We start from the raw sequence: 22789 nt of genomic DNA, 5'->3' as shown, positions 1-22789 counted from the left end.
TTCAACCCTACCCCCAATCTGCCAATCCCCGACATCCCCTCTAGGAGCAATTCCCCGAGGGGACTACAATCGCCACCCCCGCCTCGATGGCTGATCTGCCCCGCCCATGCTGACCTGTTCCGTACATCCGCTGCCCTATCGCGCCAACCCCGCCGAGTACTTCGCGGCGATCCGTCATGCCCCCGGCGCCGTGCTGCTCGACAGTGGCCGGCCAACGGCTGATCGCGGGCGTTATGACCTGCTCAGTGCCTGGCCACTGGAACAACTGGCGGTAATGCCTGACGAAAGCGGTGGCGATTTCCTGCAACGCCTTCGCGACAATCTGACACGACTCGGTGAGGCGGCGCTGGCACCTGACCTGCCCTTCGCCGGTGGCCTGATCGGCTACCTGAGCTACGATTTCGGCCGTCACCTGGAAAGCCTGCCGAGCCAGGCACAGGACGATCTGCAATTGCCGGATGCGCGTTTCGGGCTCTACGACTGGGCTCTGATCAGCGATCACCAACGGATGACCAGTCAGCTGGTGTTCCACCCGTCGCTGATCGACAGCGAACGCCAACGCCTGATCACGCTGTTCAGTCATCCCGTGGCTGAAACGATCGAATCGTTCAAGCTCAAGGCACCGATGAACGCCGACCTGAGCGCCGATGACTATCGCCAGGCGATAGAACGTATCCAGCAATACATTCAGGCCGGTGACTGCTACCAGGTCAACTTTGCCCAACGCTTCCGCGCCAAGTGCCAAGGTGATCCGTGGGCCGCGTACTGCGCGTTGCGCGCGGCGTGCCCGACGCCATTCTCCGGCTTCCAGCGCCTGCCCGACGGTGGCGCAGTGCTGAGCCTGTCGCCGGAGCGCTTCGTCAAAGTCAACGACCGCCACGTGGAGACCCGACCGATCAAGGGCACTCGCCCTCGTGGCCAGAACGCAGCGGAAGATGCGGCGAACGCCGCCGAACTCCTGGCCAGCCCCAAGGATCGCGCAGAAAACCTGATGATCGTCGACCTGCTGCGCAATGACCTCGGCCGTACGTGCCGCATTGGCTCGGTGCGGGTGCCGGAGTTGTTCAGTCTCGAAAGCTATCCGAATGTGCATCATCTAGTGAGCAGCGTAACCGGTGAACTGGCGGATGACCGGGATGCGCTGGACCTGATCGCTGGCAGCTTCCCCGGCGGTTCGATTACCGGGGCGCCGAAGATTCGCGCGATGCAGATCATTGATGAACTGGAGCCGACCCGACGCGGTTTGTACTGCGGTTCGTTGCTGTATCTGGATGTGCGCGGCGAGATGGACAGTTCAATCGCGATTCGCAGCTTGCTGGTCAAGGATGGGCAGGTGTGTTGCTGGGGCGGCGGCGGGATCGTTGCGGATTCGCAGTGGCAGGCCGAGTATCAGGAGTCGATCACCAAGGTGAAGGTGTTGCTCGATACCCTGCAAAACCTGTAGGAGCGAGCCTGCTCGCGAAAAACGCCCAGGCAACGCATTGTTCCAGACAGCACGCGTTATCGTTGACGACCATCGCGAGCAGGCTCGCTCCTACAGGGTGTGGATTTACAGGCTGAGGGCGCGATTCGAAGCCTTGATGAACTCCTGCTTCAAGTCCTCAAACGTATGCACCGCCGGGAATTGCGGGAACTCGCGAATCACGTTATCCGGCGCATGGAACAGAATCCCCGCATCCGCCTCGCCCAGCATCGTGGTGTCGTTGTAGGAATCCCCCGCCGCAATCACCCGATAATAAAGACTCTTGAACGCCAGAACCGACTGACGTTTCGGATCTTTCTGACGCAACTGATAGCTCGTCACCCGCCCGGCATCGTCGGTGATCAGGCGATGGCAGAGCAAGGTCGGGAAACCCAGTTGGCGCATCAGCGGTTGGGAAAACTCGTAGAACGTGTCCGAAAGAATCACCACCTGAAAGCGCTCACGCAGCCAGTTGACGAACTCGATGGCGCCGTCCAGCGGCTTCAACGTGGCGATCACTTCCTGGATGTCGGTGAGTTTCAGGCCATGCTCATCGAGAATCCGCAGGCGCTGCTTCATCAGCACGTCGTAGTCGGGAATATCCCGAGTGGTGGCCCTGAGGGATTCGATTCCGGTTTTTTCGGCGAAGGCGATCCAGATTTCCGGGACCAGCACACCTTCAAGATCCAGACAGGCAATTTCCACAAGACACTCCCATTTGTATTGATTATTGAGTCGAGCGAGCAAAAGGACTGCCGAACTCTAGCGACTCGCACTGACCTGCGCAACGCAGAGGGCGCGCCAGTGGTTGCAGGATTTTGTTACCATCAAGGCCATATAGAGCGCCCAGCGCCACCGACCTGTAGGAAGCCGCCCTGATGAGCCCATCGTTCGATGTCGTGGAACTCGCCACGACCTATGCCAACAAATCCGCCCAGGACATCCTGAAACTCGCGTTTGCCGAGTTCGGCGATGACCTGTGGATATCTTTCAGCGGCGCCGAAGACGTGGTGCTGGTAGACATGGCCTGGAAGCTGAACAAGAACGTCAAAGTGTTCAGCCTCGACACCGGCCGCCTGCACCCCGAGACCTACCGCTTCATCGATCAAGTGCGCGAGCACTACAAGATCGACATCGAGCTGGTGTCGCCGGACTACACGAAACTCGAACCGTTCGTGAAGGAAAAAGGCCTGTTCAGCTTCTACAAGGACGGCCATGGCGAGTGCTGCGGTATCCGCAAGATCGAGCCGTTGCGCCGCAAGCTTTCGGGCGTGACCGCCTGGGCCACCGGCCAGCGTCGGGACCAGAGCCCTGGCACCCGCAGCGCCGTCGCGGTGCTGGAAATCGACACGGCCTTCTCCACCCCGGAACGCACCCTGTACAAATTCAATCCGCTGGCGCAAATGACCAGCGAAGAGATCTGGGGCTACATCCGCATGCTCGAGCTGCCGTACAACAGCCTGCATGAACGCGGCTTCATCAGCATCGGCTGCGAACCGTGCACCCGCCCGGTGCTGCCGAACCAGCACGAGCGTGAAGGTCGCTGGTGGTGGGAAGAGGCGACGCAGAAAGAATGCGGGTTGCATGCGGGGAATATCATCAGCAAGTCAAAAGCCTGATCCCATACAGACCTGACGAAATCCCTGTAGGAGCCGGCTTGCTGGCGATAGCGGTGTGTCAGTCACAGCTGCATTGACTGAAAGATCGCAATCGCCAGCAAGCCGGCTCCTACAGGTTTCGTGACTGATCTGAATAGATGTGTACACACGAATGTCACCATAGGTGCCATTTATGTGTGCACTTTTCGTTTCTGCGCCCTGAAAAGTTACATTCATCCCGCCTGACATTCCCTCGTTCACACCTCCGCAAATCCAGACGAAAAATAAATACCTGTTCAATCGGTCAATTTATATCGTCTTTATTTCAGTCACTTACCAATTACAGATAACAAAACGAAATTACCGGTGAATTTTATAGATCGCTGACTGGCATGGATCTGGCTTAAGTGCATACATGTTTTGTATACAATCATATAAAAACATACACACACTTTAGATCCGCAAGCCTGAAGCGCCCTATCCCGTACAGGCTGCAGATGCCCCGTAACCAATGATGCTTGTTGTCCGCGACGAAGATTTGTCGAGCCCACGCTCATGCACAGTCATCGCGACGCCAAGCTCGGAGCCTGCCGGAATGCGTACTAGCCTCTCCAATAACAACATCGCGCTGGATCTGCCCTCCTCTTCCCCCGTGCAAACGTTTCAAGACCCCGTGGTGCTCAGCCCGCGCCTGCACAACAAAGACCTGGCACCGACCAAGGCCGAAGGCCGGCGCTGGGGCCGTTACAGCATTTTTGCCCTATGGACCAACGACGTTCACAACATCGCCAACTACTCCTTCGCCATCGGACTGTATGCGTTAGGTCTGGGCGGCTGGCAGATTCTGTTGTCGCTCGGGATCGGCGCGGCGCTGGTGTATTGCTTCATGAACCTCTCCGGCTACATGGGCCAGAAAACCGGTGTGCCGTTTCCGGTCATCAGCCGGATCAGTTTCGGTATCCATGGGGCGCAAATTCCTGCATTGATCCGCGCCGTTATCGCCATCGCCTGGTTCGGTATTCAGACGTACCTCGCCTCGGTGGTGTTTCGCGTGCTGCTGACGGCGGTGCATCCGGGATTCGCCGACTACGACCACAACTCGATACTCGGTCTGTCGAGCCTGGGCTGGGTGTGTTTCGTCGCGATCTGGCTGGTACAACTGGCGATTCTTGCCTACGGCATGGAGATGGTGCGGCGCTATGAAGCGTTCGCCGGTCCGGTGATTCTGCTGACCGTCGCCGCCCTGGCCGCCTGGATGTACACCCAGGCCAACGCGACCATCGCGTGGTCGATCCGTGAGCCGCTCACTGGCGGCGAGATGTGGCGCAACATTTTTGCCGGTGGCGCGTTGTGGCTGGCGATCTACGGCACGCTGATCCTCAACTTCTGCGACTTCGCGCGCTCTTCGCCGTGCCGCAAGACGATCAAGGTTGGAAATTTCTGGGGCCTGCCGGTGAATATTCTGGTGTTCGCCGGCATCACCGTCCTGCTCTGCGGTGCGCAATTTCAGATCAATGGCCGGATCATCGAAAGCCCGACGGAAATCATCGCGTCGATCCCCAATACCGTCTTCCTGGTCCTCGGTTGCCTGGCCTTCCTCATCGTCACCGTGGCGGTGAACATCATGGCCAACTTCGTCGCCCCGGCCTTCGTGCTGAGCAACCTGGCACCGAAATACCTGACCTTCCGCCGCGCCGGGCTGATCAGCGCGACCATCGCCGTGCTGATCCTGCCGTGGAACCTCTACAACAGCCCGTTGGTGATCGTGTATTTCCTGTCCGGCCTCGGCGCCCTGCTCGGCCCGTTGTACGGGGTGATCATGGTCGACTACTGGCTTGTACGAAAAGGTCAGATCAACGTGCCGCAGTTGTACAGCGAAGATCCCGACGGCGCTTATTACTACAGCCGAGGCGTCAATTTACGTGCGGTGGCGGCGTTCATTCCTGCAGCGCTGATCGCCATCGTCCTGGCGCTGGTACCGGGTTTCCATCTCGTATCGCCGTTCTCCTGGCTGATCGGTGCCGGGATCGCCGGGATGCTGTACCTGATCATCGCCAAGCGACAGCCGCACTACGCGGATGTCAGCGGCGAAGCCATCGCGGTCGATAACGTCAGCCATTAACCCCATGACGGCCCGGCACCGTCGGGCCGCAGAACCACCCCGCTATAAGGACTTTCCATGCGAATTCTCGTGGTCAACGTCAACACCACCGAATCCATTACCCAGGCCATCGCCCGTTCGGCTCAAGCCGTGGCCGCGCCAGGCACCGAAATCATCGGCCTGACACCGCACTTCGGCGCCGACTCCATCGAAGGCAATTTCGAAAGCTACCTGGCTGCCATCGCCGTGATGGATCGAGTGATGTCCTACGATCAACCTTTCGATGCGGTGATTCAGGCCGGTTACGGCGAGCACGGTCGCGAAGGGTTGCAGGAGCTGCTCAACGTACCGGTGGTGGACATCACCGACGCTGCCGCCAGCACGGCGATGTTCCTCGGTCATGCCTATTCGGTGGTCACCACGCTGGACCGTACCGTGCCGTTGATTGAGGATCGGCTGAAACTTTCAGGGTTGTGGGACCGTTGCGCATCCGTGCGGGCCAGTGGCCTGGCGGTGCTGGAGCTGGAATCCGATCCGCAACGGGCGCTTGAGGCGATTGTTCGTCAGGCGGAATTGGCAGTACTGGAGGACAAGGCCGAGGTGATTTGCCTCGGTTGCGGCGGGATGGCCGGGCTGGACGAGCAGATTCGTCAGCGCACCGGGGTGCCGGTCGTAGATGGCGTGACGGCGGCGGTGACGATTGCCGAGTCGCTGGTGCGATTGGGGTTGTCGACGTCGAAGGTAAGGACGTATGCGACGCCTCGACCGAAACACATCATTGGCTGGCCGGGGCGGTTTGGGCGGTAGACCGCGTTATCGTTTTTCGCGGGCAAGCCTCGCTCCTACAGAATACGTGCAATCCCTGTAGGAGCGAGGCTTGCCCGCGAAAGGGCCGACTCGGTCTCAATCCTTGCTCAAACCGCACTAAACCGCGACGCCAACCCCTGCTCCGCAAACTGCTCAATAATGAAATCCACAAACGCCCGCGTCTTGCCCGGCAACAATTTGTGCTCAGCGTAGTAAATGGAAATGTTGCCATCGTCGACAAACCAGTCCGGCAACACCCGCTGCAACGTCCCGGCTTCCAGATAACCCGAAGCGAACGGCATGCTCACCAACGCGATCCCCAACCCCTGAGCCGCTGTCGCACATGCCGCTTCAGAATCGCTCATGGTCATCCGCGCCTTTAGCGTCAAAGGGCTGTGTTGCTGGGTGCGGCTGGTCAATTGCCAGGAGCGCACTCGCCCCGTCTGCGGCGACCGAATCAGAATCCCGTCGTGATGTTTGAGATCATCCGGTTCAACGACCACCTCGCGCCCCGCCAGATATTCGGCTGACGCCACCAACACCCGATGCGCCGGTGTCAGCTTGCGCGCGACCACGCCCTGCGGCAGCTCGAATCCACCGCCAATCGCGGCATCGAACCCTTGTGCAATCAGATCGACCTGGCGGTTATCAAAATGCCAGTCCGGATTGATTGCCGGAAACCGCCTCAGAAACTCGCCCAGCAACGGCACCACATACAACCGTCCGAACACCGTGCCCATGCTGACTTTCAGCGTTCCCGCCGGACGTCCTTCGGCGCTCGCGAGATTGGCCACGGCATTCTGGATCGTGTGCAGGCTGGAACTGACTTCGCCGAGAAACAGATGACCGGCCTCGGTCAGCGTAAGGCTACGGGTGCTGCGCTGAAACAGCCGCACACCGAGCCGCGCCTCAAGTTTTGCCACACTCTTGCCCACCGCCGCCGGGGTCAGGCTCAGGCGTCGCGCGGCCTCGGCAAAGCTGCCGACTTCGGCGCTGCGCACGAAGCATTCGATACTGCTGAAGGTTTCCATAAGCGCCACTATAAACTTTTGGTTTACACAGACTATCGCAATTACCGTCTACACAGCCTGTAATCCTGAATCAATACTAGGCTCCATCAACCGCGGCATCTCGCCACGGCGACTTTGGAGATCGACATGACTACTCAGAACCTCAGCGGCAAAGTGGCTTTGATTCAAGGCGGGTCCCGCGGCATCGGCGCTGCCATCGTCAAACGCCTGGCCGCTGAAGGCGCGACGGTTGCCTTCACCTACGTAAGCTCCACGGCCAAGGCCGAAGAACTGCAGAACAGCCTCACCGCCAACGGCGGCAAAGCACTGGCCATCAAGGCTGACAGTGCCGACGCCGAGGCGATTCGCGATGCGGTGAGCGCCACCGTCAAAGCCTTCGGTCGCCTGGACATCCTGGTCAACAACGCTGGCGTGCTGGCCGTTGCCCCACTGGAAGATTTCAAACTCGAAGACTTCGACCAGACGTTGGCGATCAACGTACGCAGCGTGTTCATCGCCACCCAGGCCGCCGCGAAACACATGACCGAAGGCGGTCGCATCATCAACATCGGCAGCACCAACGCCGACCGCATGCCCTTCGCCGGCGGTGGCCCGTACGCGATGAGCAAAGCGGCACTGGTCGGTCTGACCAAAGGTCTGGCACGCGACCTTGGGCCACGGGGCATCACCATCAATAACGTGCAACCGGGCCCGGTCGACACCGACATGAACCCGGCCAGCGGCGACTTCGCCGAAAGCCTGATCCCGCTGATGGCTGTGGGTCGTTATGGTAAAGCTGAAGAAATCGCCAGTTTCGTCGCCTACCTTGCAGGCCCGGAAGCCGGTTACATCACCGGTGCCAGCCTGACCATCGACGGTGGTTTCGGCGCCTGATACGGCCCAGTCAAACGCAAAGTAAATGTAGGAGCGAGCGGTGCGGCGATCCGACTTGCCCGCGAAGGCGTTGTGTCAGTCAACATCAGTGTCGATTGACACAACGCCTTCGCGGGCAAGTCGGATCGCCGCACCGCTCGCTCCTACATTTGTGCATTAAGCCCACTCAAGCGCCGGCAAACCGCACGCACTCGGCTTGAACGCTTTCAACGTACGAAGAATGCCATCGGCGTGTGCGTATTTTTCGTCGGCCATTGCAGCATCGGGAATCGCAATCGCCGTCATCCCCGCCGCTTTCGCCGCAGTCACGCCGAACGGCGAATCTTCGAACACCAGGCAATCCCCGGGCGCCACGCCCAGGCGTCGCGCCGCGGTGAGGAAGATGTCCGGTGCCGGTTTGGCCGCACCGACTTCCGGGTCATCGGCTGTCACAACGAAGTCGAACAGCGCAAACCAGTCACGGTGCAACGTGGTTTTCTGGCCGAACGACAGACGCGACGAACTGGTGCCCACCGCGATCGGAATGTTGTTGGCCTTCAAGTGCCGCACCAGCTCCTCGGCACCGGGCATCGCCAGCGCAGTGGGAAAACGCTCGCGCATCAGCGGCTCGCGGATCACCAGGAACTCCTCGGCGGTAATCGGCAGGTCCAGCGCTTCAACCACATAACGCGCCAGATCACCCGCACCACGGCCGATGATGTTCTGTTTGACGCTCCAGTCGAAGGTCCGGCCATATCGCTCGGCAATCATCGACGTGACTTCGGTGTAAATGCCCTCGGTGTCCAGCAGCAAGCCGTCCATGTCGAAAATCACGGCTTTGATCGGGCCGAACTCTTTCAGCGGTGCATTCATCGCATCTGATCCGTTTTTAATGACACCCCGGTCGGCTCAGGCATAGCTGATTCCGGGATTTGATTAAAGGGTTCAGCAGCATAGCGAGCGCGGCCGGCAGAGAGCAACGGGCAATCTCCCGACGGTGACAAAACCTTCGCCGAATCGCTGAGCATGATTTAGCGATTCGCCCTACACCAAACACCTCCTTTCCCGACTTCTTTCCTCTTTGATCCCCCGCAAAGTCTCGCGACCCCAATTTATCCGCGCGAGGGACTGCGAATGTTCAACCCTGACAAGGTCCTGGCCTTGAACAACGCCATCGGCCTGTTGGTGGTGGCAGCCATGAACCCCGAGCACCCGGACGTTGAAGCTCTGCTCGGCGATTTTCGCCTGTGCCTCAATGACTACGAGGCCTGGGCGGAAAGCTTCTGGACAGGATGGGCGCTGGATGTCGAGCAAGTGTTCAAGGTCGGCAACGACGTTCGTTTGAGCACACCGAGGGATTCCACCGCCCCCGTCAGTTCGACGATCGCCACATGCCCGGCCAGCGGTCCGTTGACCCTCGTGCATATGTTCGACGCGGCTCGCTTTGTGCCCATTGGTGATACGCCGGTGATGCTCGAACCGATCATTGAAAAGAGCAACGGCGAGATGACCTTTGGCGAACCGGTGCATCACACCATCGGCCCCAGCGGCATCCTCGAAATCCCTGAGTGTTGGCGCGGTCATCGTTACCGCATCACGTTCTTTCCCAATGTTTCCACCGCTCATGTCCAGGCGCTTCATGCTTCCTATCTCAGCGTGATCGATGAGCTTGAAGGCTGGTTGCGCAACGAGTGGACGAGTGAATTCCAGCCTTTATGGGCGGGGTTTTCCGAGGCCGGTTTCCCTGAACGCTACGGCATGCTGCAACGGGCCGACTGGCGCGGATTCGAGAAGTCGCTGCACGGTTTGTGGGATGACGTGAAGCAGATCTACGCCCTGATCGCGGACCTGCAGGCCAACAGTGAAAAACTTCTTGAATACCTGACCGAGGTTGAACTCGAGACACTGCTGAACGCTTCGGCCGAAGCCATCGCCAATGTGATGCTGGTGTTGAGTGATGAGCCGCTGATGTTCATTCATCTCGCGGCTTTCACCAGTTGGCTGCGGATGTTGCCGCCGCAGTACATCGCCGAAGTGGTCGCGGAAATTCGTACAGAAATACTCATCGCTTTCCTGCTGGTGCGCCTCACAGGTCCTACAGGCCTGAAACTCGGCATCAGTACCAAGGTGCTGGGCAAGGTCAAGTCCGAACGAGCCCGACAATGGCTGGCCGCAGCAAGCTTGCGCCTGGCTGAGCTTGCGAACAGATCGGATCTGACCCGCCACGCCGGCGCCCTCAAACCGCTGATGGTCAACGCGCGGAACGTGCCGCTCAAACCCGTGCCGGCGACTCCGTTGCACATCACCACCGGTGAATCACCGATTGTGCGGGTGAACAACCCGGTCGCCCTTGCCCGTGACAAGTCCGAAGCCAAGACCCGCCTGAGCCGCCAGGAACACCGCGACGACGCCCCTGCTCCCGCGCAAAACCCAAACGGCGACAACGTCGATTCAGCGGATAGAACCACAACCAACGGCTGCCCGGTATCGATGGTCACCGGCGAAGAACTGCTGACCCTGATCGATGGTTCGCTGGATGGGCGGTTGCCGTTCGAGTTCATCCGCGTGTATCGCACCAGTGCTGTCGGAATCGACTGTGGGCTCGGATTTGGCTGGAGTCATGCCCTTGCACATCGGCTGGAAATCGACGGTGAACAGGTTAGCTGGATCGACCACGAAAACCGTCGTACGACCTTCCCTTTGCCCAAGGTTGAACGTCCGAACATTCATAACAGCCTGTCGCGGGCGGCGATTTTCCTGGGGGATGAGCCGGAGGAACTGATCCTCGCAATGGCAGGCGAAGCGACGCGTTTCTACCACTTCCGTACAGGTCGACTGACAGCAATCAGCGATGCCTATGGCAACCGTCTGACAGTGCAACGGGACAACGCCGACAGAATCATGCGCCTCGACAACGGCGCCGGACGCTCGCTGCGATTGCGCTACGACCGCCGACACCTCGCCGCCGTCGAGTATCAGCGCTTTCATCCCGCCGACACCCTCGAAGATACCTGGCGCACCGAACAGACACTGGTGACCTACCGCTACGACGCCTGTCATCGCTTGATCGAAGCGAGCAACGCCGCCGGCGAAAGCGAACGTTACGACTATGACGACCAGCACGTCATCCTGCAGCGGCAATTGGCTGGTGGCGCTAGCTTCTTCTGGGAGTGGGAAAGGTCCGGCAAGTCTGCGCGATGCGTCCGACATTGGGCGTCGTTTTCGCAGATGGACACGCGCTATGCCTGGGATGACAACGGCGGCGTGCAGGTTAAAAACGTTGATGGCAGCGAAGCGTTTTACCAGCACGACGACCGGGCACGCCTGGTGCGGAGAGTCGAACCCGACGGGGCGGAACACCTCAATGTCTATGACAGCCAGGGGCGGCTGATTGCCGAAAAGAATCCGCTCGGGGCAATGACCCGCTACCGCTATGACGATGTCGGACGGCTGATTGCCCTGATTCCACCCGAAGGTGAGCCAACGTCCTACGAATACCGCAATGGTTTCCTGCATGCGCGGTATCGCGGCAACGCCGTGTGGAAGTATCAGCGCAATGCTCAGGGTGAGGTCATCGAGGCGACCGACCCCGAGGGGCATGTCACCCACTACCACCACGACGAAAAAGGCCTGCTGCTGTCGATCCGCTTTCCGGACAACAGTCGGCATGTGTTCGTCCGGAATGCCTTGGGTCAACTGATCGAAGAGACCTTGCCGGGTGGCGGTCAACGGCGCTTTTCCTACGATGCGTTGGGCCGGCAGGTTACCCGCCAGGACGAACACGGTGCCGTCACTCGCTACTCATGGGATGCCGTAGGACGACTGATTCAGACGACGCTTCCTACAGGTGCCAGTCGCACCTTCAGCTACAACGCCTACGGCAAGGTCACCGCCGAACGGGATGAACTGGGGCGCACCACGCGCTTTGAATATGTCGATGATCTGCATCTGGTCAGCCGCCGGATCAATCCCGATGGCACACAACTGCTTTATCGGTACGACAACGCACGGTTATTACTGACCGAAATCGAGAATGAGTCCGGCGGTAAATATCTGCTGGACTACACGCTCAATGGATTGATCCGACAGGAAACCGGATTCGATGGCCAACGCACCGCGTATGCCTACGACCTCAATGGACAGTTGCTGAAAAAAACCGAGTTCGGCGACGACGGCTCGCAATGGGTCACGGGCTATCAACGTGATTCGACGGGACGGCTGCTGGTCAAGACGCTGCCCGACGGTGTCAATGTCGAATATCGCTACGACAGCCTTGGCCGGCTGGTCAGCGTCGATGACAGTCACGATCACCCGCTGGAGTTCGAATACGACAAACAGGGTCGGCTAGTCACCGAACACCAAGGCTGGGGCACGCTGCGATATGGCTACGATGCCTGTGGCCAGCTCAACCACTTGCGCCTGCCCGACAACAGCAAACTCGATTACCACCATGCCAAGGGTGGCGCGCTGACGGCCATTGACCTCAATGGCGCCCGACTGACCGCTCACACCTTTTTCGCCGGCCGCGAACAGAACCGTCAACAGGGCCTGCTGCTCAGCGATTATCAGTATGACAATCAAGGTCGACTGAACGCCCACGCTGTCCGGCAAAACCTGCAACCGCTGTATCGCCGCGACTATGCCTACAGCTCCAACGGCAACCTCGACCACATTGCCGACACGCGGCACGGTCAGCGCAGCTACCTCTACGATTCGCTCGATCGCCTGATCCGCGTCCGCCACTCCCGAGATCACCAACCGGAAAACTTCGCCCACGACCCGACCGGCAACCTGCTGATGCAGGACCGCCCCGGTCCGGCCATGGTCAAAGGCAATCGCCTGCTGATGCAAGGCGACCGCCACTACGATTACGACGCCTTCGGCAACCTGATCCGCGAATGCCGCGGCACTGCACAAAAACTGGTCACCGAGTACCGTTACGACTGCCAGCATCGCCTGATCGGCATCACCCTGCCCAACGGCAGCCAGGCGATCTACCGCTACGATGCCTTCGGCCGTCGCATCAGCAAAAACGTCGACGGCAACACCACCGAGTTTTTTTGGCAGGGCGACAACCTCGTCGCCGAAAGCAGTCGCGAGCACTACCGCAGCTACGTCTACGAGCCCGGCAGCTTTCGCCCGCTGGCCATGCTCGACGGCAAAGGCCCGCGCAACGCCTGCCCGTTTTACTACCAACTCGACCACCTCGGCACACCGCAAGAACTCACCGATTACAGCGGCGAAATCGTCTGGTCCGCCCAATACACCGCCTACGGCCGCCTCACCCGCCTCAACCGGGACACCCACCAGATCCTCGACCAGCCGCTGCGGTTTCAGGGACAGTACTTCGACCCGGAAACAGGCTTGCACTACAACCGGCATCGGTATTACCAGCCGGATGTGGGACGGTATCTGACGCCGGACCCGGTCGGATTGGCCGGTGGCCTGAACGGGTATCGGTACGTGTTGAGCCCCACGGGGTGGGTTGATCCGTTGGGGTTGAGTGATTGTCCGGGGATGGGTGGGTGCGGGTCGGTTGAGGGGGTTGAGGATCCGGCGGGGAAAGTGAAACGTGATGCAGGAGAGCCTGCCACCCCAACCCCAACCCCAAAAACTAATAAACGTTACTTGTACCGAGGAGACGCGAGGGAATCCTCGGAAATTTTTGAGACTGGATTTGAGCCTTTGGGAGACAGTATTGATCTTTACTTGCACGCACGCGACAACCGAAGCCCTCCCAGTTTTTTTGTCAGCACCACTACCTCTGAAAAGGAGGCTATAAAATTCGCCACTGGTTACGGATTTGAAGACGGTTTTGTGTACGTAATAAAAAACATCAAAGGGATAGATGTGAACAAAAAGCTAGGTTTACTCTCGCCTCATAAAGGTGAGGCTGAAATTGCCATGCCAGGTGGAGTCGATAGCAAATACATCCTCGGCGTTACCCCCGTGCACGCCGATGGTACCTACAAAGGTTACTCAACTCCCAACCCAAACAGAAAGCTGCCATGAAAATAGTAGAAATAACCACGGATACTCAGGGCACCATTAATAAGGTAGTGATCGAATGCGACCGACGAATCCGTTCATTAACTTTAGTTTTGGAAAACGGCGTAAGAAAAACATACTCAGGCTCTGATCTGTATGTTTGCTTTGGGATGTTGCGAGCGGACTACCCGGAAACAAAGTTTTTATGCAAGGGCGCCAAACTCAACGTGCACCCATCCAGCATGTCTTCGCAAATGTCTGCGGGAGTAGTAGCGTATGAGCTTCAATTGGGTAAACCAGCCGGCCCCGACGACCTGGTCAATATTTTTGATTATGAAGTAGCCGACATTACAAATGACATTGAACAACAACGTGATTTTTACAAGCGCTGGCTTGAGTCATTTGTTGGGTAAACTCCTGGCGCGCCTTTACAGGTTCTACCAGTTTGACTCGCGTACTAGCATGGGGTGCTAGGGGTGTCATCGACATCAGTATCTTTCGTGTCAGTGTTCATAAAGCACCTCTCAGGGGCATTGAAAACAACACCTGAAGTTTTGATGACACCGCCACGGAAACCGTTCGATCGAAGGGACAATCGGTTGAGCGGCAACGTTCCGATGTCACGCTCGCAATAATGAAAAACCCGGCACCAGGCCGGGTTTTGCTGTCACTGATCGTCGAATCAGTGGTGTTTGTTCTTGTGCTTATGCTTGTGTTTGTGCCCGTTGCCGGAATGGGAATCGCCGCTGTCAGTACCCAGGTTGTTGCCCAGCGCACCACCCGCTGCGCCGCCGAGGCCTGCGCCAATGGTCGAACCGGTCTTGCCGCCAATGCTGTTACCAATCACCGAGCCGCCCGCCGAGCCCAAACCACCACCGATCGCTGCTTCAGTGCGACTGCCTTTAGGTGCACCAACAGCGCTACCCGCCGCGCCGCCTACACCTGCGCCAATCGCGGCACCGGTGCTGCCGCCCATTTGCTGACCCACAACGTTACCCAATGCACCGCCGATACCACCGCCAACAGCAGCGGTGCCATCACCGGCAGCCATCGCACCTTGAGCAACCAAAAGTCCCAGAAACAATGTGGACAATGTCAAACGCATGATATGAACCTCTAATTCCGCATCGGGAGAAAAGAATTCGCTGCGGATGGGCGGAGTCTAGCACCTGTCCCCACTGAATCCGGCCAGCGATGACCGTTGGACAGCTAAAGATGCAAAAGCTGCGAAAGAGAAACAGCCAGATACAAAAAGCCCGGCATCAAGCCGGGCTTTTTGAACGGATCGATCAGGATCAGTGGCCCTTGTGGCCCTTGCCCAGATTGCTGCCCACGCCGCCGCCCAAAGCACCGCCCAGGCCTGCGCCGATGGTCGAACCGGTTTTGCCGCCCAGGCTGTTGCCGATTATCGAGCCGCCCGCAGCACCCACGCCGCCGCCGATGGCCGCTTTGGTGCGGCTGCCTTTGCGTGCTCCAACAGCACTGCCCGCGGCGCCCGCGACACCAGCACCAATCGCAGCGCCAGTGCTGCCACCCATGCTTTGGCCGACCACATTACCCAGCGCGCCACCCAGACCGCCACCCAGTGCGGCAGTGCCGTCGCCAGCAGCCATTGCACCTTGAGCAACCAAAAGGCCCAGAACCAGAGCGGGCAGTGTTAAACGCATGACAAGAACCTCAAAAAATAGGGGGAAATCAAAAAGGGTCGAGATTGAATGCTTTAGCGGCGAGAAAGTCCAGACACACAGCCCCAACCTCACCATCGGCGACGGTTGGACAGCTTTTATGGAAAAGGTTTTATGACAGACAAAAAAAAGCCCGCTGGGGAGACGGGCCAGGTGTTGCTTTCTAACGGATGAGTTGAGATTACGTAAGGCCTTGTGAAAACTTTGTGAAAACCCAGGCCAAAAAACACACGCCGTAAAAAAGGTTGCAGGCATAAAAAACCCCGCTCAATGACGGGGTCTGGAGAGGATGGATTACTTCCTGACGGGTGCTGCAACCTTGGGTAAAAATTTCGCCTTCGGCCCTTGGGGCACCTGGGATTTCATTTTGCCAAGCTTGACCTGATCGTCACCGTAAGCCACCACATAGTCTGTCTGGCCACACCGCACGCTATTGTTGATTGGAAACTCAGCGCCGTCGTCTTCGATATACGGATCAGCCATCTTTTCGCCCCTTTCAAAAGCGGGATCGATACCGGCAAGCCCTTTTGCCTGAAACATATCGACCACCAAGCTTTTGAGACTAGCCGGTCATTACCGGACTTGTAATTCAGATTCCCCAACACCCGACGAACGGCCCGCATGGCTTCCTACAAAACAAACACACAAACCGTTACCTGACTCACCTCAGTTTGACGGCCGTCCCGGTCACAAATACCACCACCATGCCGCCCTTGCCGGCCGGCATGCTGATCTCGTAATCGAGCCCCACCACCGCGTCGGCCTGCAGCGCCCGCGCCCGTTCCTTGATCTCGTCGGTGCCCTGAATCCGCGCCTCCTTCAATGCACGCTCCAATGTTTGAGAGCGCCCGCCGAAAAAATCCCGCATCCCGGCGAACATGTCGCGGATAACGTTGACCCCCTGCACCGACTCGGCGCTGACGATGTCGAGGTAAGCGGTGATTTGGCGACCTTCGATGGCGTGGGTGGTGGTGGTGATCATGGGCATTCCTTCTTCATAAATAGTCACTCAAGGCCTGAAACCTCAATTATTGATACACAAAAAGATCCTCTGAAGAGTCCACCTCTCCCCACTCTCCAGTGTAAGCAACGGCGTGTATCGGCACCCGCCCCGCATCAATGACCTGTTGAAGCGTGTTCGTCATATGCACCTTGTCTCTTTGTTCCGGGGTCAAGGCCTGGCGAAGCCGGACGACCTCTGCCCATCCCTCAGGTGTGAAGCGTAGAAGCCCCATGTATTGGCCCTGAACATCATCGACTGAAGTCGGTTTGTTGCCAATTTCGGTCAAGGTGCCGGTGGAGGCAAGGCGGAACGTTTCGGCATCCAGTAACGGATCACCAAAGCGCTGTGTCCAGAGCGCCAGCCAGTTCGGGTCGTAGGTGACGGCCAGGGAAGCCTTGCATGTCATTAACGACTGGACTGCTGCGGGGCTGTAAAAAATGTCGGAGTAACTCACGATGCACGGAGCATCCTGCAACCAGGCTTCAGCACACGCCAATGAGGAGACCATGTTGGTGTGCGCCCAGCGAGGATTATGGAACTCGATCAGCCCTTGGTCTGCCAACACCTCGCGCTTGTAGCCGGTCACGATGGCTATCTCGCTAATACCTGCACCGCGCAGCGCCAAAAGTTGCCACTCCAGCAGTGTCTTGCCACGCAATTCGACCATGCATTTCGGACGTTCATCCGTGAGACTTTTCATGCGGCTGCCACGTCCGGCAGCCAGAATAATGGCTTTCACAACAGTCCTACCTCATGAAATGTCTTTATTAACCGAACAATTGCTTCAGTCGATGAACGTCGTGCGCAGCCCAGACGTCCTCTCGCTCCGGGTGCCACATCCAGCCCTCCCAAGGGAGGTTGCGGTGCCGGATGGCTTCGATTTCCCCATCCCCACTGCACGCCAGGACCTCAAAACCTTCAGGGCAAGCGGCAAGCGAAAAACCGTGATAACTGTTCACCTCGGCAACGATTTTTCCTGACAGTTCATGCCGGGTTCGCACATGACCGTTCACCGCTTTCAGCTCGCCGCCCGACCAGTGCGCAATCATCTGCATGCCCCGGCAAATTCCAAGTACGGGCAGGCGCAGGGATCGTGCATGGGCAAGCAATCTGCCTTCAGTCAGGTCGCGCGCCGGACACTGGCCGATGTCATTTCCCCCCGAAAGCACAATGGCTTGTGGCGATACCGTGTGCAGCCAGTCATGCAGGGCGTCCTGAGTCAGCCGTCCGTCAGCGGTTTGCAGACACAACCCGTTGGGTACCGGCACCGGCAAAAAGCCGGCATCCAGTAGAAAGCTGATCAGACGCTGGTCAATTGCATCGCGGCTTTCACCACGCTCGGGAAATACGTCCACACGCTGGCTGAGGGCAACGACTTTCATGCCAGCATCTCCACGCAGCGTCCCGGACAGTCCAGGTGCAAGCGTTGAGCCGACGACCAGCGCCGATAGAGGACTTCGCCGGCACCGATCACTGCCGGCAAGCCAAGTTCTCCTGCACGAATCGCCATGTGCGAGTTCGCGCCGCCCCAAGCCGTTATCAGCCCGGCAATCGGGTAGGCAAACAACCAATCGAACCCCGGGTCCGCGTTGGGAATGCAGACAATCGCGCCGGCGAGTATTTCTCGGTCATCACTGCCCACCACGGGGGCAGTCACCTGCTTCTGGGTGATGAAGTTGGGGGCTGTTTCCGGCCATTCGAAAGACCAGACATCCTCAGGCCGGGTGATCACCGGCGGTAACGATACCTTTAGTGTCTCTGCGTGGCGGGCCTTGCCCTGCTCAATGCTGCGCAACAGCACATCGCTCGTGTTGGCTGCCGCAACGTGCAGTTCCTTGAAGACACTGATGTCGCAATAGGCCATGTCTTCACGACTGATGCCGTGCTGCGCCCCCACTTGCGCGATCAATGCCAGGGCATCCGAGAGATTGCGGGTGAAGTGGAACTTCGCCAGCTCGCGCAGTTCGATTCCTGCTTGCATGAAGTCCAGCAAGCCGACAGGGTCGGGCTGCAAGCCGTGTGATTCCAGTTGCTTCACGATTTCGCGCATTTGTGGAAGGGTCAGCGAAAACGGTTGTACGGGCTCCGGGACGGACGGGCGCTGAGTCCAGTCAAAGTAAAGTTCCGGCGCTTCATCGTAGCGAGGCGAAAGGATGTCGTAGGTGCCCGGGCGCAAGTGGCCGTAGCGCGCGAGGAACGTCGCCTTGTCCAATGTCGCGCGGTCACGCGCCAACTGGCCGCTGACAGTCGACACCCCACCCATGAAACAATCGTAGTCAGCCTGCGAGAGCACGCCCACCGTCATCAGGGATTTGAGCATCTGCACCGCGACGAAGCCGGCGCGGGCCAGACCGGCGAATGGCAGGGTCCCGTAGCGTTTGGCATCCTCCAGCAGCCAGTAAATCCGTTCCAGAGGGTCGGCGTTGGAGGCCAGCAATGCCTCACGTCGCGCATTCAGCGTATCGAGTTTGTTGGCATCAGCGCGCCACAAGCCATCCTTGGGATGGACGATGCGGTTGGTCAACTTGCGCAAACTGCTGCTGATGGCTTCCAGCTCATGCTCCAGGAAACCGGCACTGGCCAGGCGCTCCAGTCGCTGCGACAAATCCAGTGTGTAGCACGAGAACACAATCTCGAACTCCACTTTGTCGTGCAGCGTCGGCTCGGACAGCAGCCGATCGATATAGTGATCGACCAGACGCCCCGCCAACCCCTCATCCAGGTCTGCCGGGATGAACGAGTTGAAAGACAATCGAACATCGATGTACGGCAGCCCGAAAAAATGCGGCATCAGCGGAAAGCTGCGCAAGTTGCGGTAGCCGTAATTATGCCGTTGATAGGCCCAGATCGAGTCAGTCACCAAATCCCGGTAAAGCGAAAGCGCCAGTGGTTTGGGACGGATACCGATAATTTCGGCCGGGTTCCAGTCCGGCATCACACCATAAACGGTACGCTGGCCGATCAGGAACGGGTGCGGCCGCATGCCCCGCGCTACCTTGCGTTGAATATTTTCCAGCCGATCGGCTTGAGTTGCTTCGGATTCCGGGCGTGCTGGCAAAATCAGTGGTCGGGCTTGCAATAACCACAACACCTCGCCTTCAGCCTCCCGCGTGACAGCGAACTCACAGTCGACCGGCACCCCCTCGAACAACTCCAACAACTCTTCGAGCAAGGTCACGACGGGCAGCATATCTGGCGGTGGCGGCACTTTGCTGTGGGCCGCCTGCTGCCAAAGCCGGCCACCCAGACCGCCAGTGACAGAGGCAGTGTCACGGCCCTCCGTCCAGTTCACCACCCGATAGGGCGCACAGGTATTCGGGTCGTGGGAAAAGGCAACGCCGGACCGAACTACATTACTCAACATCGGTTGAATCAGAACTTCGTCTGCCTGGTTGGCATCGCCATAACTGGCGATGACCTGTTCAACCGCCGATTCCAACCCTGCTTCATTGACGTCAAGTACAGAGAGAAACGCCCCCGCACCGGATGCTTGTACGCCATCTTCGCGCAGACAACTGGAGCGCACGATCCAGGGGCCGGCGTCCAAGCGTCCCTGAATGTCGCGAAAACAGGCTTGCCGGCCCATTTGCCAATCCCTTACGGTGAAAGACAGCAACGGAGCAATGCGCGCCGAAGTCAGCCGCTCTTGCAGGCCGGCAAGCGTACCGGCCTTGGTGGAAAATCGCAGAGCCATCAGGATTATCTCAGCTGAGCAACCCAGATATTGGTTGAGTACGGAATCTGGATCGAGGCAGTCCCCAGGCCCTTCAAATAGTCATCGATGGCGCTAATCACCTCATGGAAATTCGCACCTGCCTGACGCTCAAGCGTTGCGTGAGAACGCCACGCCTCCAGACATTCCTCAATGGTTTGTTCGTGAATGACACGCGCATCAAGATGAACAACAGGACCGAATAGCGCACTGGCATCAATCACTGCCGTTTGATCTTCACGACGAGTACCGTAGCCGTAACCCTGAACCCGCTCTTTAATGATCGCTTCAATTCGGGCCTGGACAGGATCTTCAAGATGACGATGATTCCACATACAGGCGAACCAGCCTCGCGGCTTGAGAATGCGCGCGGTTTCCTTGAGAGCCTGCTCACGGTCACAGACATTGAAGGAACTGCCGAAAGTGACCATGTCGAAGGCTTGCGACTGCTGCCCTGTTACTTCGCCTGTGCCTTCATGCCAACTGACATGAGTCAGGTCCGCGGTACGCTTGATGCCATTCGCTCGCATCGCATCATTAGGTTCCACCGCAACAACATCCAGGCCTCGCGCAGCCAACATTAAGGTCAGGTGCGCAACCCCGGCGCCAACGTCGCAGAACTTGTCGCCTTTCTCGGCGCCTGCAATCGAAAGCATTGCATCGATCGCAGCATCGGCGTAGTCAGGACGCTTCAAGTAAGCGTCAGCCAGTGTGGTGTAATCCCATTCCGTTTTCATACCAACTTCCTTTTATAAAAATGGTGCAGTAAGTCATCAGTCAACATAGATAGAGGGCGGTGGGGGTCGAACTCCACCACCCAGTCCGCCGCGCCCGGTTCATCAATCGACAAATCGAGCCCCGCGACGTTGTGCAACTCGCCCGCATCGAACCGGCGATAGATGCCCTTGGGATCCCGACGGCGCAGCTCCTCCATCGGCACCTTCAAATAGATTTCGAAATAACCAGGCAGGTGGGCACGGTTCCACGCATGAACTTCGCGGAACAGCGAAATCGTGGCGATCACCACCGTGAACCCCTGCGCCGCTATGACCCTGCATAAATGAGCGTATTGCATGGCCAGCGCCAACCGCCCTTCACGCCCGTGGTTTTGCGCATTGGCCGCACTTGCGCCAAACACATCACGCAGTTCATCTCCATCCAGCATGACAACCGGATGACCATCGCTTCTAAGCCTGGCAACAAGCTCATGGGCCAGCGTTGATTTACCGGCACCCGACAAACCGGTAATCCACACGACCTCGCCAATAGAGGTATTCATATCAACACTGGGAGCCTGGAAGTTACTCACGATCATTGCAGCGCTCTTTCAGGGTCGCTAATGAAATTGTCGTGAGCGCCCCCAAAAGAGTCGATCACACAGTAACGAAAACGGGACTCATGTCGGCTTTCAACCAACTCAAGAAACACCTCATCCGGATGATGAAGCCCGCTGTACTCTGAGTCGTAGAACTTCTTATAAATGAAGTACTTTTGCTCTGAAGTAAGCAATTTAAACCCAAGCACCATATCCTTAAGCTCATCGCCATTTTTAGCGATCGGCAACAAGCCCTCCATCTGTTCCAGCCAGGCTTCGACGATTGGACTGCTATCGTGACCCACTGGAACATAATAAATCGGCAGCTTGCACGTATTCAGCATAAAGGACACGCCACCACTGGAGGCATCAGTGATGATCGTGTCACATATCCGATAGAAGTCTTTACTGCTGCCTTTAGTATCGTCAATTGAAACCCATGGATACCGGGCAAGTTGCTCACACAACTCTTTTACATAGGGACGGTCAAAATCCGTCATATACGGCCGAAAAATAATCTTCGCATGAGGAATCTGGGATTTCACCGAGTTAATGACTACCTCCATGTTTTCAAACAGAGAAGCGCCACTCGGGCAAATACCTATCTGGGTAGGCAGAAGGCCAACAACATACTCCTCGGACATGCACCGAAACTCAGGGGGCGCACTGAACATGTCGGGAATTTTGATTGGCAGTACGGATACTGCACTAGTGTTTCGAAGGTCCGTACGTGATCGGTCCGGTTCAAGCTCCAGACGCAAGGCGACTCTGTCCCGCCTGAAGTAGTACATGCCTGTTTTAATCAAATCAAAAAGCGATCTGGAGGAGGAAACAATTGCATCCCAATAGGATGTCCAGCCGGAACAGTAGTAAACATCCGCGAGGGGCATCCCTACATTGCCGTGCGCAATAAAAATGGTGAAGTTTGATTCATCAAGTAATTTCCCGATAGAAGCATCGTTCGAGATAATTACTTGTGATTTCAGTTTTCCAATATCATCCAGCCCCACCTCTTCAACTGGACAGCCTAGAAACTGTTCCGCTTCAAACTTGCTGATACCGACAATGTTTGTCTGAAGCACAATGCAGTTGTAGTGATTGCGAAGAGCATTTAGCGCTGGCAGCAAGTACTCAAGATAGGTTTTTCCGCCATTATTGACGTTACTGATCAAATAAACGCTTTGCATATAAAACGCGCACCTTCAAAGCTGTCCCAGGCAAGCCAGGCTTAGGCC

Annotated in this window: 20 protein-coding genes; 7 read left to right on the top strand and 13 right to left on the bottom strand. The window is 57.8% G+C overall.

Going from position 1 to position 22789, the window contains the following annotated elements:
* Positions 1 to 106 precede the first annotated feature (106 nt).
* Entirely contained in the window at positions 107 to 1444 is a 1338-nt protein-coding gene (pabB, locus tag KGA82_RS20130) for an aminodeoxychorismate synthase component I (RefSeq protein WP_223452080.1), read from the top strand.
* A gap of 105 nt (positions 1445 to 1549) precedes the next feature.
* Here pabB and thrH read toward each other — a convergent pair whose 3' ends face one another.
* On the bottom strand, positions 1550 to 2167 hold the full coding sequence (gene thrH, locus KGA82_RS20125) for a bifunctional phosphoserine phosphatase/homoserine phosphotransferase ThrH (RefSeq protein ID WP_008027341.1): 618 nt from the start codon (positions 2165 to 2167) through the stop codon (positions 1550 to 1552).
* Between the two features lie 173 nt (positions 2168 to 2340).
* On the opposite strand from thrH, the gene KGA82_RS20120 reads away from it, so the two are divergent.
* The 3 genes from KGA82_RS20120 (at position 2341) to KGA82_RS20110 (ending at position 5968) form a co-directional block, all read left to right on the top strand.
* Positions 2341 to 3081 (top strand): phosphoadenylyl-sulfate reductase, encoded by a 741-nt coding sequence (locus tag KGA82_RS20120; RefSeq protein ID WP_008042297.1) that lies wholly within the window; start codon positions 2341 to 2343, stop codon positions 3079 to 3081.
* 574 nt (positions 3082 to 3655) lie between these two features.
* Positions 3656 to 5182, top strand: coding sequence for an NCS1 family nucleobase:cation symporter-1 (locus KGA82_RS20115; RefSeq protein WP_223452075.1), 1527 nt, complete (start codon positions 3656 to 3658; stop codon positions 5180 to 5182).
* Positions 5183 to 5239: 57 nt separating this feature from the next.
* A complete protein-coding gene (locus KGA82_RS20110) occupies positions 5240 to 5968 on the top strand; it encodes an aspartate/glutamate racemase family protein (RefSeq protein WP_008027338.1) in 729 nt (242 codons plus the stop codon).
* A 107-nt stretch (positions 5969 to 6075) separates the two neighbouring features.
* Here KGA82_RS20110 and KGA82_RS20105 read toward each other — a convergent pair whose 3' ends face one another.
* On the bottom strand, positions 6076 to 6999 hold the full coding sequence (locus KGA82_RS20105) for a LysR family transcriptional regulator (protein ID WP_008042295.1): 924 nt from the start codon (positions 6997 to 6999) through the stop codon (positions 6076 to 6078).
* Positions 7000 to 7125: 126 nt separating this feature from the next.
* Here KGA82_RS20105 and KGA82_RS20100 point away from each other — a divergent pair, with 126 nt between their 5' ends.
* Positions 7126 to 7872 (top strand): 3-oxoacyl-ACP reductase family protein, encoded by a 747-nt coding sequence (locus tag KGA82_RS20100; protein ID WP_008042294.1) that lies wholly within the window; start codon positions 7126 to 7128, stop codon positions 7870 to 7872.
* A 156-nt stretch (positions 7873 to 8028) separates the two neighbouring features.
* Here the strand turns inward: KGA82_RS20100 and KGA82_RS20095 are convergent, their stop codons facing one another.
* The gene (locus KGA82_RS20095) at positions 8029 to 8724 is read right to left on the bottom strand and encodes an HAD-IA family hydrolase (RefSeq protein ID WP_008027335.1); all 696 of its coding nucleotides are present in this window, start codon (positions 8722 to 8724) and stop codon (positions 8029 to 8031) included.
* A gap of 261 nt (positions 8725 to 8985) precedes the next feature.
* Here KGA82_RS20095 and KGA82_RS20090 point away from each other — a divergent pair, with 261 nt between their 5' ends.
* The gene (locus KGA82_RS20090; protein WP_223452074.1) at positions 8986 to 13863 is read left to right on the top strand and encodes an RHS repeat-associated core domain-containing protein; all 4878 of its coding nucleotides are present in this window, start codon (positions 8986 to 8988) and stop codon (positions 13861 to 13863) included.
* Positions 13860 to 14252, top strand: coding sequence for a hypothetical protein (locus KGA82_RS20085; protein WP_223452066.1), 393 nt, complete (start codon positions 13860 to 13862; stop codon positions 14250 to 14252). Before KGA82_RS20090 ends, KGA82_RS20085 begins: the two co-directional genes overlap by 4 nt.
* A gap of 269 nt (positions 14253 to 14521) precedes the next feature.
* Here KGA82_RS20085 and KGA82_RS20080 read toward each other — a convergent pair whose 3' ends face one another.
* The 10 genes from KGA82_RS20080 to KGA82_RS20035 all read right to left on the bottom strand — a co-directional run bounded on the left by KGA82_RS20080 (position 14522) and on the right by KGA82_RS20035 (position 22741).
* Positions 14522 to 14944, bottom strand: a complete 423-nt coding sequence (locus KGA82_RS20080; RefSeq protein WP_008027332.1) for a glycine zipper domain-containing protein — start codon at positions 14942 to 14944, stop codon at positions 14522 to 14524.
* Positions 14945 to 15134: 190 nt separating this feature from the next.
* Positions 15135 to 15506 carry a hypothetical protein gene (locus KGA82_RS20075; protein WP_008027331.1) on the bottom strand — a complete coding sequence of 124 codons (372 nt, stop codon included), beginning with the start codon at positions 15504 to 15506 and terminating at the stop codon, positions 15135 to 15137.
* Positions 15507 to 15818: 312 nt separating this feature from the next.
* A complete protein-coding gene (locus KGA82_RS20070; protein ID WP_032828671.1) occupies positions 15819 to 16007 on the bottom strand; it encodes a hypothetical protein in 189 nt (62 codons plus the stop codon).
* Between the two features lie 178 nt (positions 16008 to 16185).
* Positions 16186 to 16506, bottom strand: coding sequence for a YbjQ family protein (locus KGA82_RS20065; protein WP_223452065.1), 321 nt, complete (start codon positions 16504 to 16506; stop codon positions 16186 to 16188).
* 46 nt (positions 16507 to 16552) lie between these two features.
* On the bottom strand, positions 16553 to 17266 hold the full coding sequence (locus KGA82_RS20060) for a phosphocholine cytidylyltransferase family protein (RefSeq protein ID WP_223452064.1): 714 nt from the start codon (positions 17264 to 17266) through the stop codon (positions 16553 to 16555).
* A 28-nt stretch (positions 17267 to 17294) separates the two neighbouring features.
* Positions 17295 to 17909: a gamma-glutamyl-gamma-aminobutyrate hydrolase family protein gene (locus KGA82_RS20055; protein ID WP_207286650.1), complete on the bottom strand. Its 615-nt coding sequence runs from the start codon at positions 17907 to 17909 to the stop codon at positions 17295 to 17297.
* Positions 17906 to 20221: a PEP-utilizing enzyme gene (locus KGA82_RS20050; protein ID WP_223452063.1), complete on the bottom strand. Its 2316-nt coding sequence runs from the start codon at positions 20219 to 20221 to the stop codon at positions 17906 to 17908. The genes KGA82_RS20055 and KGA82_RS20050 overlap by 4 nt, the downstream gene beginning before the upstream one ends.
* A 5-nt stretch (positions 20222 to 20226) precedes the next feature.
* The gene (locus KGA82_RS20045) at positions 20227 to 20976 is read right to left on the bottom strand and encodes a class I SAM-dependent methyltransferase (RefSeq protein WP_192416939.1); all 750 of its coding nucleotides are present in this window, start codon (positions 20974 to 20976) and stop codon (positions 20227 to 20229) included.
* On the bottom strand, positions 20973 to 21554 hold the full coding sequence (locus tag KGA82_RS20040; RefSeq protein WP_207286653.1) for an adenylyl-sulfate kinase: 582 nt from the start codon (positions 21552 to 21554) through the stop codon (positions 20973 to 20975). The genes KGA82_RS20045 and KGA82_RS20040 overlap by 4 nt, the downstream gene beginning before the upstream one ends.
* A complete protein-coding gene (locus KGA82_RS20035) occupies positions 21551 to 22741 on the bottom strand; it encodes a hypothetical protein (RefSeq protein WP_223452062.1) in 1191 nt (396 codons plus the stop codon). The genes KGA82_RS20040 and KGA82_RS20035 overlap by 4 nt, the downstream gene beginning before the upstream one ends.
* Positions 22742 to 22789: the final 48 nt, after the last annotated feature.

This window comes from Pseudomonas sp. BF-RE-22, assembly GCF_019956155.1.
In the GTDB taxonomy this organism is placed as follows: domain Bacteria; phylum Pseudomonadota; class Gammaproteobacteria; order Pseudomonadales; family Pseudomonadaceae; genus Aquipseudomonas; species Aquipseudomonas migulae.
The sequence above is the reverse complement of the archived record's forward strand: the minus strand, read 5'-3'. Positions and strand labels throughout refer to the sequence as shown.